Raw genomic sequence first — 15,535 nt, forward strand, 5'->3', positions numbered from 1 at the left:
GCGCTGTGCAAAAGATCAAGGTATTGTGCGTCGACGATTCGGCGCTGATCCGCAGCCTGATGACCGAGATCATCAATGGCCAGCCGGACATGACGGTGGTGGCGACGGCGCCCGATCCGCTCGTCGCGCGCGAGCTCATCAAGCAGCACAACCCGGACGTGCTGACGCTCGACGTCGAAATGCCGCGCATGGACGGCCTCGATTTTCTCGAGAAGCTGATGCGTCTGCGGCCGATGCCGGTCGTGATGGTGTCGTCGCTGACCGAGCGCGGCAACGAAATCACGCTGCGCGCGCTCGAACTCGGCGCGGTCGATTTCGTGACCAAGCCGAAGGTCGGCATTCGCGACGGCATGCTGGACTACGCGGAAAAGCTCGCCGACAAGGTTCGCGCGGCGGCCCGCGCGCGCGTGCGCCAGGCGGCGCCCGCGCAGCAGGCGGCCACTCAGGCGGCGCACGCGCCGGTCGGCTCCGCGCCGCTTTTCAACAACCCGCTGCTGAGTACCGAGAAGCTGGTCATCGTCGGTGCGTCGACGGGCGGCACCGAGGCGATTCGCGAAGTGCTGGTGCCGCTGCCGCCCGATGCGCCCGCGGTGCTGATCGCGCAGCACATGCCGCCGGGCTTTACGAAATCTTTTGCGCAACGCCTCAATGGTTTGTGCCGGATTACCGTTAAAGAAGCAGAGCACGGCGAGCGGGTGCTGCCGGGGCACGCATACATCGCGCCGGGCCACGCGCATCTGTTGCTCGCGAGGAGCGGTGCGAACTATATTGCGCATCTGTCCGACGACCCGCCGGTGAACCGGCATCGTCCGTCGGTCGATGTGCTGTTCCGCTCGGCCGCGCAGCACGCGGGCAAGAACGCGGTCGGCGTGATTCTGACCGGCATGGGGCGCGACGGCGCGGCCGGTCTGCTGGAGATGAGAAAGGCGGGTGCCTACACGCTGGCGCAGGACGAGGCGAGCTGCATCGTGTTCGGCATGCCGCGCGAGGCGATCGCGCTCGGTGCGGCCGACGAAATCGCCTCGCTGCCGGACATGAGCCGGCGCGTGATGGCGCGTTTGTCGTCGATGGGTGACCGCGTTCAGCGGGTATGATGCGTGCCGGATGGAATGACGCGGTTCAACGCCGCAACATGGATCAAGCAAAGGGAAAGAAATGGATAAGGGAATGAAGATTCTGGTGGTTGACGATTTTCCGACGATGCGCCGGATCGTCCGCAACCTGCTGAAGGAACTGGGCTACTCGAACGTCGACGAGGCGGAAGACGGCGCGGCCGGTCTCGCGCGTCTGCGCAGCGGCAACTACGAGTTCGTGATCTCGGACTGGAACATGCCGAACCTCGACGGCCTCGCGATGCTGAAGGAAATTCGCGCCGACGCGAGCCTCGCGCATCTGCCGGTGCTGATGGTGACGGCCGAGTCGAAGAAGGAAAACATCATCGCGGCGGCGCAGGCCGGCGCGAGCGGTTACGTCGTCAAGCCGTTCACGGCCGCGACGCTCGACGAGAAGCTCAACAAGATCCTCGAGAAGATGGCGAAAGCCGGGAGCTGACGTGACGCCGCCGACCCAAACGCCTGGCGCCGAAGCGGGCAGCGATAGCGGCGACTTCGCGTCGGACCGCATCCTTGCCCGTATCGGTCAACTGACGCGCACGTTGCGCGATTCGATGCGCGAGCTCGGGCTCGACAAGCACGTCGAGCGCGCGGCCGAAGCCGTGCCCGATGCGCGCGACCGGCTGAAGTACATCGCCAACATGACCGAGCAGGCCGCCGAGCGCGTGCTGTCGGCGATCGACATCGCGAAGCCGATCCAGGAGCAGTTGCAGAAAGACGCGTGCACGCTCGACGCGCGCTGGGAGCAGTGGTACGCGGCGCCGATCGAACGCGAGGAAGTGCGCGCGCTGATGAACGACACGCGCACCTTCCTGCGCGGCGTGCCCGACTCGACCAGCGCGACCAACTCGCAGCTGATGGAGATCATGCTCGCGCAGGACTTCCAGGATCTGACCGGCCAGGTGATCAAGAAGATCACCGAGGTCGTCTATCTGATCGAGCAGCAGCTGCTCGGCGTGCTGGTCGAAAACATCGCGCTCGAACGGCGCGAGCAGTTCGCGGCGCACGCGGCGGCTCTGAAGGCCGAGGTGTCGTCGACGGGCAGCCCCGAGCATCTGCTCAACGGTCCGCAGATCAATCCGGAAGGCAAGACGGATGTGGTCCAGGATCAGTCGCAGGTCGACGATCTGCTTGCGAGTCTCGGTTTCTGATCAGGCGATTCGGCCCGGCAAGCGCGCCGGGCTGGTCCTTTCTCCGCGATTTACGCCAAACACGCGGTAAATCAGCACCGACTCCACATCTTCTTTACGATTTCCTGCTAGTAATAGCCGGTAAATCGCACGTGCGGGCGCACCTTGCGCCGGCTGAAAGAATCCGCAGGCATACTACGAGGTCAAAGCGGTACGGCATCCGGCCCGCGCAACGCCGGGCAGTCGCGTGGTGAGGGGATCCCTCGGCATTGCGGCCACGGTGGCGCCGTATCATCTGCCTATAAGCGGCCGCTTCGCGTAACCGGCGAAGCGCACCGCGGCCCGGGAGGAGCTTCTCATGTGGAGTCGTATTCGTCGCGCCGGAGTTACGGCGCTCGTGTTGCCATGTTCGTTACTGGCCCTGACGGCCGCGCAGTCAGCCCATGCGGCGCTGGGCAGCGCGCCGCTTACCCCACCGTCCGACGCGTCGGTGTCGTCCCGCGTGGTGCAGCCCTCCAGCGGATCATCGCAAAGTGTGATGCGTTCCCAAGCGAGCGGGGCATCGTCCACCTCTTCCACACCTGCTTCCTACACGGTACGCGAGACCACGTTTGGCAACGGCACCGTGGTGCGCGAATATCTGAGCACGAGTGGCGCGGTATTCGGCATTGCGTGGCGTGGTCCGCAAATGCCCGATCTCAATGATCTGCTCGGCAGTTATTTCCCGCAGTACGTGGCCGGCGTGAAGGCCGCTCGGGCCGCGCGCGGCAACGCGCGGGGGCCGGTCGCCGTGAACGACAGCGACATCGTGGTCCATTCGGGCGGCCATATGGGCGCGTTCAGCGGCGTCGCGTGGCTGCCGTCAGCGCTACCGGCCGGCGTCAGCGGCTCCGACATCCAGTAACGGCGAGGACGACGATGCGAATCATGCTCACGACCGCGAATCTGAAAGGCTGGATGCAGGCCGCCCTTGCCGTGCTGCTGACGGCGACGCTCGTTGCCTGCGGAGGAGGTGGCGGTAGCGATGACAACTCGAACAATGGCGGCGGCGCGTCCAACGGACTGAACGGCGGCTCGCTGCCGCCCAGCCCGACCCAGCAGCCGATTTCCGCGAACGCGTCGAACACGGTGCCGATCACGGTCGGCCGGGGCGCGGCCGGTGTCATCAACATCCCGACCGTCAGCGTGACGATCTGCGCGCCGGGCTCGACCGCCAACTGCCAGACCATCAACAACATTCAGCTCGATACCGGCTCGTTCGGCTTGCGCGTGGTCAGCTCGGTACTCAATTCGACGCTGCTCGGCGCGCTGCCGGTCAGCACGATTGGCGGCAACGGCGCGCAGCTCGCCGAGTGCGCGACGTTCGCGGACGGCTTCACGTGGGGCTCGGTGCGCACCGCGCTCGTGACGATCGGCGGTGAAACGACGACCGGCGCCATTCCGCTGCAGATCATCGGCGACAAGCCCACCAGCACGGTACCCACGCGCGGCTGCGGCAGCGGTTCGCCCCAAAACACGGTCAGCGATCTGGGCGCCAACGGCATTCTCGGCGTCGGCACCGCGCCGACCGATTGCGGCGCGACCTGTGCGAACCCGGTGACCGCGGTGACCTACAGCAACTACTTCGCCTGCCCGAACGGCACGTCGTGCAGCCGCACCGCGGTGCCGCTCAACCAACAGGTGGCCAACCCGGTCGCGAACTTCCCGCTCGACAACAACGGTGTGATCGTACAGATGGCACCCGTGTCGGACTTCGGGCAGGCGTCGGCGACCGGCACGCTGGTGTTCGGCATCGGCACGCAGGGGAACAACCCGCTCGCCGCTGCGCAGGTCTTCACGACCGATCCGTTCGGCGACCTCAACAACAGCACCTTCAACGGCGCGACGGTCCAGGCGTTCCTCGATTCCGGCTCGAACGGCTATTTCTTCACCGATAGCTCGATCGCGCTGTGTGGCAGCCAGTTCGCGGGCTTCTATTGCCCGTCGTCGGCGCAAACCCGCACGGTCACGCTGGTGGGATTGAACAAGGTGTCGGCGGTCGCGAGCATTGGCATTCTGAGTGCGCAGACGCTGTTCGCGAACGGCAGCAACTTCGCGTTCAACAACCTCGCCGGTCAGATCGGCGGCAACGCCAGCTTCGACCTTGGTCTGCCGTTCTTCTACGGCCGCCATGTGTACTACCACCTCGATCAGACCGCGAGCGGCGGTCCTTCCCCATTCGTCGGCTACTAAAGCCGCACGTCTATCCGATGCCGGACGGCGCGCGTGAGACACGCGCGAGCCGTCCGGTCATCCGTCGAAATACCCCCGTTTCTCCTTCTTTATCCGCCGATCGGCGCTTGCGTCGAGCAGGAATAATCGCTCTCACTGGAAAGAGGCGCCGTGCCTCGGCCGACTGGAGAGCTATGTGGCAGAGGACAGCGACCTCGAAAAAACCGAATCCGCCACCCCTCGGCGCCTGCAGAAGGCGCGCGAGGAGGGGCAGATCGTACGTTCGCGGGAACTGTCGACCTTCGCGCTGCTCGCGGCCGGGTTCTACGGTGTATGGGGCATGTCGGGCAACATCGGCGACCATCTGCAGAACATGGTGCGTGCGTCGCTGATGTTCAACCACGCGAGCGTGTTCGACACGAACCGCATGCTGATCGGCGCGGGCACGGCCGGTCGCGAAGGACTGTATGCGCTCTTGCCAGTGCTCGGCGTCACCGGACTGGCCGCGCTGCTGGCACCGATGGCGCTGGGCGGCTGGCAGCTGTCGGCGAAAGGGCTCGAGCCCAAGTTCAACCGGCTGAACCCGATCGAGGGCTTCGGCCGGATGTTTTCGATCAACGGACCGATCCAGCTCGGCATGTCGCTCGCGAAGACGCTGGTGGTGGGTCTGATCGGCGGCACGGCGATCTGGAATCGCCACGAGCAATTCCTCGCGCTCGCGACGCAGCCGCTCGAAGTCGCGCTCGCCAACTCCATGCATCTGATCGCGGTGTGCTGCGGCATGACGGTGGCCGGCATGTTCGCGGTGGCCGCGCTCGACGTCCCGTATCAGCTGTGGTCGTTCCACAAGAAGCTGCGCATGACGAAGGAAGAAGTGAAGCGCGAGCATCGCGAGAGCGAAGGCGATCCGCACATCAAGGGCAAGATTCGCCAGCAGCAGCGCGCGATCGCGCGGCGCCGCATGATGGCGCAAGTGCCGAAGGCCGACGTGGTCGTCACGAACCCGACGCACTTCGCGGTCGCGCTGCAATACACGGACGGCGAGATGCGCGCGCCGAAGGTGGTCGCCAAGGGCGTGAACCTCGTGGCCGCGCGGATTCGCGAAATCGCCACCGAAAACAACGTGCCGCTGCTCGAAGCGCCGCCGCTCGCGCGGGCGCTTTATCACAACGTCGATCTGAATCGCGAGATTCCGGGGCCGCTCTATGGCGCGGTCGCCGAAGTGCTCGCGTGGGTCTATCAGTTGCGCCGCTTCAAGGCCGAAGGCGGCGACGTGCCGCTCGCGCCGACCGAACTCGACGTGCCGCCGGAACTCGACAAGGGCGGCGTGTCGGACCAGGACGCCGCCGAAGAAGCCGCCGACACGCTGAACCCGACCGCCGACAACGCCAACGACGCCACTAGCGGCGACAACAACGGAGCCTCCGCATGAACGCTCGCGCCGGTTTCCTCGCCCGACGGCCGGATGCGCTGAGCAGCACCAACCTGCGCGCCCTCGCCGGGCCGGTGCTGATCTGCATGATCCTCGGCATGATGATTCTGCCGTTGCCGCCGTTCCTGCTGGATCTGCTGTTCACGTTCAACATCGCGCTGTCGGTGATGGTGCTGCTCGTCAGCATGTACACGAAGAAGCCGCTCGACTTCGCCGCGTTCCCGAGCGTGCTGTTGTTCTCGACGCTGCTGCGGCTGTCGCTGAACGTCGCCTCGACGCGGGTCGTGCTGCTCGAAGGCCATACCGGCCCCGATGCGGCCGGCCAGGTGATCGAGTCGTTCGGCCACTTCCTCGTCGGCGGCAACTTCGCGGTCGGTATCGTCGTGTTCGTGATCCTGATGGTGATCAACTTCATGGTGATCACCAAGGGCGCGGGCCGGATCGCCGAAGTGTCCGCGCGCTTCACGCTCGACGCGATGCCCGGCAAGCAGATGGCGATCGACGCCGATCTGAACGCCGGCCTCATCAACGAAGAGCAGGCGCGTAAGCGTCGCACGGAAATCTCGCAGGAAGCCGAGTTCTACGGCTCGATGGACGGTGCGAGCAAGTTCGTGCGCGGCGATGCGATCGCCGGTCTGCTGATCATGGTGATCAACATCATCGGCGGGCTGATCGTCGGGATGGTCCAGCACGACATGAGTTTTGCCGCGGCGGGCAAGAACTACACGCTGCTGACGATCGGCGACGGCCTCGTCGCGCAGATTCCATCTCTGGTGATTTCGACGGCGGCCGGCGTGATCGTGTCGCGCGTCGCGACCAACGAAGATATCGGCACGCAGCTGACGGGGCAGCTCTTCACGAACCCGCGCGTGCTGATGATCACGGGCTGCATTCTCGTGCTGATGGGCCTGATCCCGGGCATGCCGCACTTCGCTTTCCTGATTCTGGGCGGCGGCCTGATCCAGCTCGGCCGCACGATGAAGAAGCGCAACGAGGAGCGCAAGAACGCGCCGGCGCTCGTCGACGTCGCGCCGGCCGCGCTCGCGCCGGTCGAAAACGCCGAGGCGAGCTGGGACGACGTGACGATGATCGACACGCTCGGCCTCGAAGTCGGCTACCGGCTGATTCCGCTTGTCGACAAGAACTCGGACGGCGAGCTGCTCAAGCGGATCAAGAGCATCCGCAAGAAGTTCGCGCAGGAAATCGGCTTCTTGCCGCCGGTCATTCATATCCGCGACAACCTCGAATTGCGGCCGAACGGTTATCGGATCGCGTTGAAGGGCGTCGAGGTCGGTTCGGGTGAGGCGTACCCGGGCCAGTGGCTCGCGATCAACCCGGGTCAGGTGTCGGCCGCGCTGCCGGGCACGCCGACCCAGGACCCGGCGTTCGGCCTTCCCGCTATCTGGATCGATACGAACCTGCGCGAGCAGGCGCAGGTGTACGGCTACACGGTCGTCGATTCGAGCACGGTGGTCGCGACCCACCTGAATCACCTCGTCGTCACGCATGCGTCGGAGCTGCTCGGCCGCCGCGAGGTGCAGTCGTTGGTCGAGCGGATGCAGAAGGACACGGCGTCGCTGGTCGACGATCTGGTGCCGAAGATGCTGCCGCTCACCACGCTGCAAAAGGTGCTGCAGAACCTGCTCGAAGAAGGCGTGCCGATCCGCGACATGCGCACGATCCTCGAAGCGCTCGCCGAGCACGCGACCAAGATCACCGACCCGCACGAGCTGACCGCCGCGGTGCGGCTCGCGTTGGGTCGCGCGATCACGCAGCAGTGGTTCCCCGGCACCGCCGACATGCAGGTGATGGGCCTCGACGCGAACCTCGAACGGGTGCTGTCGCAGGCGCTCTCGACCGGCCCGAACCCGGGTCTCGAACCGGGTCTCGCGAACACGCTGCTCAGCGAAACGCAGAAGGCGATGATGCGTCAGCAAAACCTCGGCCTCGCGCCGGTGCTGCTCGTGCAGCACGCACTGCGGCCGATGCTCGCGCGCTTCCTGCGCCGCAGCCTGCCGCAGCTGAAGGTGCTGTCGTATGCGGAAGTGCCCGATACGCGCAACGTCAAGGTGGTGAACCTGATCGGCGCGCACGGCTGATACAGGCCGCTCGCTCGTGACTGTCGATACGACGCAAACCGGCGCTCCAGTGGGGCGCCGGTTTTTGTTTGCGCTTGCGATTCCGTCTGCCGTTGGATCGGTAAAAACGCCTTTGCGGGCCTCCGCAGGCGGTATGTCTGCCGTGTGTCCATCGCGCGAATTGCCCGCCTTTAACGGTCTTTATCCATCGATCGTCGCCCGACGCGTTTCGCAATAATTGATCGCAATGGGAAGCGGTGTATTGCCGGTCCGTCAGTCCGTATACCTCATCGGGGGTCCAGCTTGAACATTCGTAAATTTGTCGGTGCTACCAGTCGCGATGCGTTGCGTCTCGTTCGCGAAGCACTGGGCGCCGATGCGGTCGTGCTGTCGAATCGGACGATGGACGACGGCAGCGTCGAAATCGTCGCGCTCGCCGATAGCGATCTGGCCGCGATCACGCCGAAGGCGCGCGAAGGCGCGGGATCGACGGCGGCCCCGCGAGGCTTGTCCGCGGCGCCGATGAATCCGTATGCGAGCGCCATGCCGGACGTGTTTTCGTCGGTGTTCGGCGCGAGCCCGGAAGCGGGTGCCGAAGCGATGCCGGCGATCGAGCCTGCGAATGCAGCCGCGGATTCGATGGGCGGCCCGGCGAACAGGACGCCGCTCAATTCGGCGCTCAATTCCGCGGTCGGCCAGACGGGCGACATGCTTTCCGCGACTGAAGCAGCGCCGGCCTCGTTGCCCGCCGGTTCGCCAGCTGGCCCGGCGATGCTGGGCGCGAGCGGCGCGTCCGCGGCCATCGCGACGAGCGCCGCGCCCGTCGCGAGCCAGCCCGCTGCCGCCGCGCCTTCCGGCGCGAGCGCCCGCGCCGCATCCACGCGCCTGCCGAAAGACATCCGCGCGGATCTGCTGAAGGCCGCCGGCGTGCCGGTACCGCCGGCCGTCGCAGCGCGCGAGGCCGCCGCGCCGCGCACGATGGCCGAATCGAATCCGTGGTTGATCGATCACGCGCGCCGCATCGCGGCCGAGCAGCAGCAACAGGACGGCCAATACAGCGCACGTCCCGCCGCGATGACGCCCGCCGTCGCGACCGCCAAAGGCCTCGGCAACGCGGTCGACGCGCGGCCGGTGATCGACACGCCCGCCTGGGCACGCGAAGCCGCGGAAGTCGCCGCGCGCCGCAGCGCGCAGAAGATCGCGCCGGCGTCCTCTAGCGACGAGGGCCGCACGCCGGCCGCCGTCGCCGAAGCGATCAAGGGGCGCATGGAGCAGGTCGTCCGGGACACCGTGATGAACGAGCTGTCGTCGATGCGCGACATGATGGAAGAGCAATTCGCGGGTCTGATGTGGGGCGATCGACAGCGCCGCAGTCCGGCGCGCGCCGCGCTCACCAAGCATCTGTTCGCCGCGGGCTTTTCCGCGCAGCTCGTGCAGATGCTGGTCGACAACATGCCCGAAGCCGTCGACACGATGGACGGCGGCATGGACTGGGTGCGCTCGGTGCTCGAATCGAACCTGCCGGTGATGGAAAACGAAGACGCGCTGATGGAGCGCGGCGGCGTGTTCGCGCTGATGGGGCCGACCGGCGTCGGCAAGACGACCACCACCGCGAAGCTCGCCGCGCGCTGCGTGATGCGCTTCGGCGCGAGCAAGGTGGCGCTGCTGACCACCGACAGCTACCGCATCGGCGGTCATGAACAGCTGCGCATCTTCGGCAAGATTCTCGGTGTTTCCGTGCACGCGGTGAAGGACAGCGCCGATCTGCAACTCGCGCTCTCTGAATTGCGCAACAAGCACATCGTGCTGATCGACACGATCGGCATGAGCCAGCGCGACCGCCTCGTGTCCGAGCAGATCGCGATGCTGAGCCGCGCCGGCCAGCCGGTGCAGCGTCTGTTGCTGCTCAACGCAACGAGCCACGGCGACACGCTGAACGAAGTCGTGCAGGCTTATCAGCGTGCGCCGGACCAGCATCCGCTCGCCGGCTGCATCCTGACCAAGCTCGACGAAGCGACCAACCTCGGCGGCGTGCTGGATACGGTGATCCGCTACAAGCTGCCGGTGCATTACGTATCGACCGGACAGAAGGTGCCGGAGAACCTGTACGTCGCGACGAAGAAATTCCTGATCAAGAGCACCTTCTGCATTCCGCGCGACAACTCGCCGTTCGTGCCGCACGACGACGACATCCCTGCTTTGCTGTCCTCGCTTTCCGCACGTTCGACGGCCGAGCTGCACGAGGTTCGCTTTGGATAAGTTCGGTTCAGATCAAGCCGAAGGGTTACGGCGGTTGCTCGCGCGCGGCGGTGCGCGCGTGATCGCGCTGGCGGGTGCGTCGTCGCGCGTCGGCAATACGACAGCGGCGGTGAACCTCGCCGCGGCGCTCGCGCAGCAGGGCAAGGACGTGTTGGTGATCGACGAATGCGTCGGTGAGAACTCGGTGAGCGCAATGCTTGGCGGCTTGCGCGGCGCGGGCAACTTCGCGGCGGTGATGCGCGGCGACACGCCGGTCGACTTCGCCGCAGCGCGTCACCCGCTCGGCTTTTCGGTGCTGGCCGCGTCGCGCAACAACCGCGAGGGTCACACGGAGGCCGAACTCAGCGCGCTGCTCGGCGGCTCGGCCGACATCGTGCTGATCGACGCGCAGCTCGACGTCGAAGGGCATCTGTCGCCGCTCGCGAAGCAGGCGCACGACGTGATGATCGTCGCGCGCATGTCGGGCGAGGCGATCACCGACGCGTATGCGTGCATCAAGCGATTGCACTACGCGCACGCGATCGCGCAGTTGCGCGTGCTCGCCAATCACGTGCAAAGCGCCAACGACGCGCAAGCCGCGTTCGCGAAGCTCGCCGGCGTGGCCGGCCGTTACCTGACCGTCGCGTTGGAATGCGCCGGCTGCATCGCGGCCGACGTGCGCATGGCGCGGGCGCTCGAGCTGTCGCGCTGTGTGGTCGATGCGTTTCCGTCGACCCCGGCCGCGCGCGACTTCCGCCATCTCGCCGCCGAATTGCAGTACTGGCCGATGCGGCCAGCGATGTCGTCGCAAACGCCCTGGCGGGCGCCTGCGACAGTTACAGCGGCGCACCACGCCGACCAACCGTCCGCGCATCACGCTTAAAAGGCGTGCACGAAGGATAAGGGGAGCACGATGTACAACGCTCAGGGAAAGATTTCTCAGGCCGACGTTCTGACGAAATACGCACCGCTCGTGCGTCGACTCGGCTTGCAGCTTGTCGCAAAAATGCCGGCGAGCGTCGATCTCGACGACCTGATCCAGGCCGGCATGATCGGCTTGCTGGATGCCGCCGGCCGCTACAAGGAAGACCAGGGCGCACAGTTCGAGACCTATGCCAGCCAGCGGATTCGCGGCGCGATGCTCGACGAGCTGCGCAGCAACGACTGGTTGCCGCGCAGCCTGCGCCGCACGTCGCGCGAAGTGGAATCCGCGGTGCACAAGGTGGAGCAGAACCTGGGCCGCTCGGCGAGCGAGGCGGAAGTCGCCGAGCACCTGCAGATGCCGCTCGACGAATATCAGTCGATGCTGCAGGACCTGCACGGCAGCCAGCTGATCTACTACGAAGACTTCGACCGCTCCGCCGACGACGAACCTTTTCTGGACCGCTACTGCGTCGATCATTCCGATCCGCTGTCGGCGCTGCTCGACGACAGCTTGCGCTCGGCGCTCATCGAAGCGATCGACCGCTTGCCGGAGCGTGAGAAGCTGCTGATGTCGCTGTACTACGAGCGCGGCATGAATCTGCGCGAGATCGGCGCGGTGATGGAAGTCAGCGAATCGCGCGTATGCCAGTTGCACAGCCAGGCGGTGGCACGCCTGCGCGCCCGGTTGCGCGAAATGGCCTGGGCGAACGCCGAAACGAACTGACGCGACCGCGGGGCAGGCCGGCGATCTTCAAGCGCTGCCGTTCAGATGCGGCGGTGCGACGATGCCGATGCACGCCGGTGCCGCCCACCCTTGCTCAAGCGTCCGCCATTTCATGTTCGGCGGCGAGCGCGAGAAACGCCGAGCGCGACATGCCGCGCGCCTGTGCATACGCGTCGATCTCCTGCACCAGCACCTCGGGCAACGAGATATTGATGCGAACCGCCTTCTTCAACGCCGGAATATTGCGCGTTGTCACGAAACCCCATGTGAACCCCTCGAACTCGGGATTGCGCCGATGCTCGCCGAGCGTGAGCGGCTCGGGTAGCGGCAAGCCTTCGTCGAGCAAGGTTTCGAGATGCGATTCGATCGCCTCTTTCGCGTTCGCATACGCTTGTTCGAGCGTGTCGCCCGCGGAGTAGCAGCCCGGGATATCGGGCACCACGACGCCGAACGCGTGCGTGTTGTCTCCGGGTTCGATGGCGATCGGAAAGATCAGATGCTTCATTTGAGCCCCGCCTGTTTCAGAATGCTGTTCAGGGTGCCGGCCGGCAAATCTTTTTTCGGATGGGGAGGTGACGAGCCCCCGCTTTCCCGCGTGCCTGAAATGATGATGACTGCCCGCTATGCGGACGAGCTGCCAGCCATTTGCTTGAATCAATTTGACGACCTCGGCACTGTTCACACATCACACCCTCCATTATACACACACCTACACAAAATCACTAGCAGACAAGATTTCGCCCGTCGATGCTCGGCCCCCTCGAAGCCGCGGCGTCGGAGAAACCTCGAACGAAGTCATCATTTCAACGTGATGAGGTGGATTGGCGCCAGCTAGCCGAACGGCCAACGCGGCGTGGAATGAGGAGGGAAGTGGGTGAAAAAGCGGTGGCGAAAAATGAAAAGGCCCGTCATCGACGGGCCTTTTGATTCATTTCGGATATTGCCCGATTGCGGGCCGGACAGGCGCGCCGATCAAAGTCCCGAATAAGCCGGAACTCGTCCATCCGGCCCGTACAGATTCGTCTTGCGCGGCACGTTGACTTGCAGCGCTTTTAGCGCGCGCTGGTTGTAGTCCATCCGCACGCGGATCAGCTCGCCGTTGTTGGTGTTGACGCGCCGAGCGCGATCCGCGGCTTTCTGCAGCAGCTTCCATTGCGTCGCGATGCGCGCGTCGGTGCTCGCCGCGAGTTCCATGCCGGACCAGCCGGTCGGAAAGCCGAGTTCGGTCAGGTGTGCGTCGCGCGCGGCTTCGAGCCTCGCGAGCACGCCGATCAGTTCGGTTTTCTTCTCGACGATCGCTGGCAACTGCTCCATTGGCGAGACCGCCGTCAGTGCTTTGGTTTCGAGAGTGAGGATCGAGGCGAACGCTTCGACGGTCGAATATTCTTCGATCAGGGTAGCAACCAGGGCGTCTTTCATGTCAGCAACTCGCTACGCACACCGGCTCGCGAACGACGCGCGAACCGCGTTGGTCGAACGCCGCCCGGCAGATCACCGCGCGGCGCAATGCCGATCAGTTGCCGGTCGACGAGGTTTTGTTCTGCAACAGATCGCGCGCCGTCTGCAGTACGCCGTCGGCGATCTTGCCGGAGTCGATCTGCAGCGTGCCGTCCTTGATCGCCTGCTTGATCGACTCGACGTGCGCGGTGTCGATGTCGGCCGAGCCGGACGCCGCGAGGCTGCGCAGATGCTGCGACAGACCCGACAGGTTGACGCTCGTGTCGCCCGACGCGCTGCTCGCGGCTCGCGCGGCCGTGCCCGTCGCGCCCTGCGTGGCGCTGGTTGCCGGCGTGGCTTCGCCGCTCTGCTGCGAACGGGACAAAGCGTCTTTCAACGACGGCAGATTCGAAGAGGTGGTGGGATCGACTTTCACGATTGGCTTCCCTTACGATTTGATCCTGATAACGGCAACTGCTGATCAAAACTTTAGCGCAATCGCTCGACCCCCGGCCCGCCGGCAGGCGGCCATCTGCCCCTTTCAATACCCGTCTGTCTGCTCCGGCCACCGCGGCGCCAGCAGCTGCGACGGTGCTCGTTGCCACCAGTCCGCTCACATCTGGATCTCGACCGTGCCGCCGTCCTTGACGATGCCGGAGATGATCTGGCCGTTTGCGGTTTTCACGCGCACCTGCTGACCCGGCGACGCGTTGTTCATCGCGCTGCCCTCGGACGAAATCGAGAAACCGTCGCCGGCTGCGACGACCCGTACGGTCTGGCCGAACACCACCGCCGACGCGCTCTTCAGCATGTCGCGGCGCAGCGGCATGCCGCCCGAGATCCGCACCAGCGAGACCGAACCGACCGCCTGCGACGGGTCCGTGACGATCGCCTGCGGCAGGCCGGTCAGGTCGCCTTCCCGCGCGACGAGGTCGGCGGCCGTGAGCACTTCGCCCGGCGCCATCGCGCGGGCGGCGAGGTAGTAGGTTGCATGCAGCGAGATGCGCGCCTGAAGATAAATGGTCCACGGCCGCTCGCCTGCGCAGCGCACGCCGACGGTGAGCCGCCCCCACAAGCGCCCGCCGCTCGGCATGAACGGTTCGAGCGACGTGCACGCGGCGAGGCCGCGTGCAAACGAGGACGCGACCGTGATGTCGACCTTGCCGGGCAGGCCGACGGTCTGCTGTTTCAGGAACGCGAGCGCGGCTGCATGAATCGCTTCCGGGTCCTGCTGGCCTGGCAGCGGCGCGGGTGCGGCAGCGGTCTGCGGCGTTCTCTGTGCAATGGCGGTGGACGTGTTGGCGGCTGGTTGGCGCGCGCCGGGCGACGTCGCGGGCGCTTTCACACTTGGCAGACGCGCCGGCTGGCCGACAGCGGCCGCGAGCGGCTTGCCATTCGCGCCGAACTCGGGCGGCTCGCCGCGTGCCGCGAGACTGTCGAAGCCATCGCCTTGCGGCGCATTGGCGGCGACCGCGCGCGAATTCGCGGCGCCGGCGGCCGGGCCCGCTTCGACATTCACGCGCGCGACGCCCGACGCTCCCGTGCTGGCAGCCGGAGGAATCGTCACGACGCCGTTGGCGTCCGGTTTGAAGTTGGTGCGAATGATGGCCGGCGCGGCGGCTGCGGGCTCGCCCGCGCCCGGAATGACGATCGCGCCGCTAGCGCTCGCCGCACGCCCGAACGTATCGGTGTCGCGCGACGCGGGTGCGCGGCCGAGCGACTGCGCGGTCGCCGCCGCGAGCGAAGCCGCCGACGCGCCGCGCTGCGCCGGCGTCTGAATCCGTTGCGCCAGATCGTTCAGCGCGGCGGGGTTGTTCTCGGCGGGCCCCGGAATCACGATCGGGCCAGCCGCATCCTGCGCCTTGGTCGTAGCCGGCAGCAACACGATGCCGCCCGCAACCCATACGGCGACGTTGATCACCACCCGCGTCAGGCAACGCGCAACGCACCGCGAGATAGAGCGCGGCAGCGGTTGCGCGAGCACACCCTCCGAACCATCGACATGCTCATCGGCCCCCGCACCACCCACGCGACGCCTCGTCGTGCCGCCCGCACGCTGCGGCAAGGTGTTGGTGGGCTGGTCCATCGCGGGTCTCCATCGAATGCATCGGTACGCCTTGCATTCTAGTGAGCGCCCCTTTCGCGCAAACGTTGAATAGAAGCCCCCTTTCCCGGTTATTCGTCCGATTGCCCCTTGCGCCCGGCCAATAAGATGCATCACATGCAAAAAGGCCTTCGCACCCACGGCG

14 protein-coding genes and 1 pseudogene are annotated in these 15,535 nt (G+C 65.9%); 10 read left to right on the plus strand and 5 right to left on the minus strand.

The genetic code is table 11. The annotated features are described in order from the left end of the window. The first annotated feature begins 5 nt into the window (after positions 1–5). The 10 genes from AB3X89_RS24930 to AB3X89_RS24975 all read left to right on the plus strand — a co-directional run bounded on the left by AB3X89_RS24930 (position 6) and on the right by AB3X89_RS24975 (position 11,849). Positions 6–1,094, plus strand: a complete 1,089-nt coding sequence (locus tag AB3X89_RS24930) for a chemotaxis response regulator protein-glutamate methylesterase (RefSeq protein WP_176124469.1) — start codon at positions 6–8, stop codon at positions 1,092–1,094. A 61-nt stretch (positions 1,095–1,155) separates the two neighbouring features. Then, positions 1,156–1,551, plus strand: coding sequence for a chemotaxis response regulator CheY (gene cheY, locus AB3X89_RS24935; protein ID WP_368585658.1), 396 nt, complete (start codon positions 1,156–1,158; stop codon positions 1,549–1,551). A 1-nt stretch (position 1,552) separates the two neighbouring features. After that, the gene (cheZ, locus tag AB3X89_RS24940) at positions 1,553–2,263 is read left to right on the plus strand and encodes a protein phosphatase CheZ (RefSeq protein ID WP_176109974.1); all 711 of its coding nucleotides are present in this window, start codon (positions 1,553–1,555) and stop codon (positions 2,261–2,263) included. A gap of 337 nt (positions 2,264–2,600) precedes the next feature. Continuing rightward, on the plus strand, positions 2,601–3,146 hold the full coding sequence (locus tag AB3X89_RS24945; RefSeq protein ID WP_368585659.1) for a DUF2844 domain-containing protein: 546 nt from the start codon (positions 2,601–2,603) through the stop codon (positions 3,144–3,146). A gap of 14 nt (positions 3,147–3,160) precedes the next feature. After that, positions 3,161–4,474, plus strand: coding sequence for a DUF3443 domain-containing protein (locus AB3X89_RS24950; RefSeq protein WP_368585660.1), 1,314 nt, complete (start codon positions 3,161–3,163; stop codon positions 4,472–4,474). Between the two features lie 175 nt (positions 4,475–4,649). Next, positions 4,650–5,885 (plus strand): flagellar biosynthesis protein FlhB, encoded by a 1,236-nt coding sequence (flhB, locus tag AB3X89_RS24955; protein WP_368585661.1) that lies wholly within the window; start codon positions 4,650–4,652, stop codon positions 5,883–5,885. Continuing rightward, positions 5,882–7,984, plus strand: coding sequence for a flagellar biosynthesis protein FlhA (gene flhA / locus AB3X89_RS24960; RefSeq protein ID WP_368585662.1), 2,103 nt, complete (start codon positions 5,882–5,884; stop codon positions 7,982–7,984). Before flhB ends, flhA begins: the two co-directional genes overlap by 4 nt. Positions 7,985–8,266: 282 nt before the next feature. Continuing rightward, positions 8,267–10,222, plus strand: a complete 1,956-nt coding sequence (gene flhF / locus AB3X89_RS24965) for a flagellar biosynthesis protein FlhF (protein WP_368585663.1) — start codon at positions 8,267–8,269, stop codon at positions 10,220–10,222. Then, positions 10,215–11,084, plus strand: coding sequence for a MinD/ParA family protein (locus AB3X89_RS24970; RefSeq protein ID WP_368585664.1), 870 nt, complete (start codon positions 10,215–10,217; stop codon positions 11,082–11,084). The genes flhF and AB3X89_RS24970 overlap by 8 nt, the downstream gene beginning before the upstream one ends. A gap of 30 nt (positions 11,085–11,114) precedes the next feature. Then, a complete protein-coding gene (locus tag AB3X89_RS24975) occupies positions 11,115–11,849 on the plus strand; it encodes an RNA polymerase sigma factor FliA (RefSeq protein WP_368585665.1) in 735 nt (244 codons plus the stop codon). Between the two features lie 94 nt (positions 11,850–11,943). Here AB3X89_RS24975 and AB3X89_RS24980 read toward each other — a convergent pair whose 3' ends face one another. The 5 genes and pseudogenes from AB3X89_RS24980 to flgA all read right to left on the minus strand — a co-directional run bounded on the left by AB3X89_RS24980 (position 11,944) and on the right by flgA (position 15,372). After that, complete coding sequence (locus AB3X89_RS24980; RefSeq protein ID WP_368585666.1) at positions 11,944–12,354, minus strand: type II toxin-antitoxin system HicB family antitoxin; 411 nt, start codon at positions 12,352–12,354, stop codon at positions 11,944–11,946. Then, a pseudogene (locus AB3X89_RS24985) lies at positions 12,351–12,531 on the minus strand (type II toxin-antitoxin system HicA family toxin). Before AB3X89_RS24985 ends, AB3X89_RS24980 begins: the two are co-directional and overlap by 4 nt. A 290-nt stretch (positions 12,532–12,821) precedes the next feature. Then, entirely contained in the window at positions 12,822–13,268 is a 447-nt protein-coding gene (locus AB3X89_RS24990; RefSeq protein ID WP_368585667.1) for a flagella synthesis protein FlgN, read from the minus strand. Between the two features lie 94 nt (positions 13,269–13,362). Continuing rightward, positions 13,363–13,722 carry a flagellar biosynthesis anti-sigma factor FlgM gene (gene flgM, locus AB3X89_RS24995; protein ID WP_368585668.1) on the minus strand — a complete coding sequence of 120 codons (360 nt, stop codon included), beginning with the start codon at positions 13,720–13,722 and terminating at the stop codon, positions 13,363–13,365. Positions 13,723–13,899: 177 nt separating this feature from the next. After that, complete coding sequence (gene flgA, locus AB3X89_RS25000; RefSeq protein WP_368585669.1) at positions 13,900–15,372, minus strand: flagellar basal body P-ring formation chaperone FlgA; 1,473 nt, start codon at positions 15,370–15,372, stop codon at positions 13,900–13,902. Between the last annotated feature and the right edge of the window lie 163 nt (positions 15,373–15,535).

This window comes from Paraburkholderia sp. BR14320, from assembly GCF_040948665.1.
GTDB classification, from domain to species: Bacteria; Pseudomonadota; Gammaproteobacteria; order Burkholderiales; family Burkholderiaceae; genus Paraburkholderia; species Paraburkholderia youngii.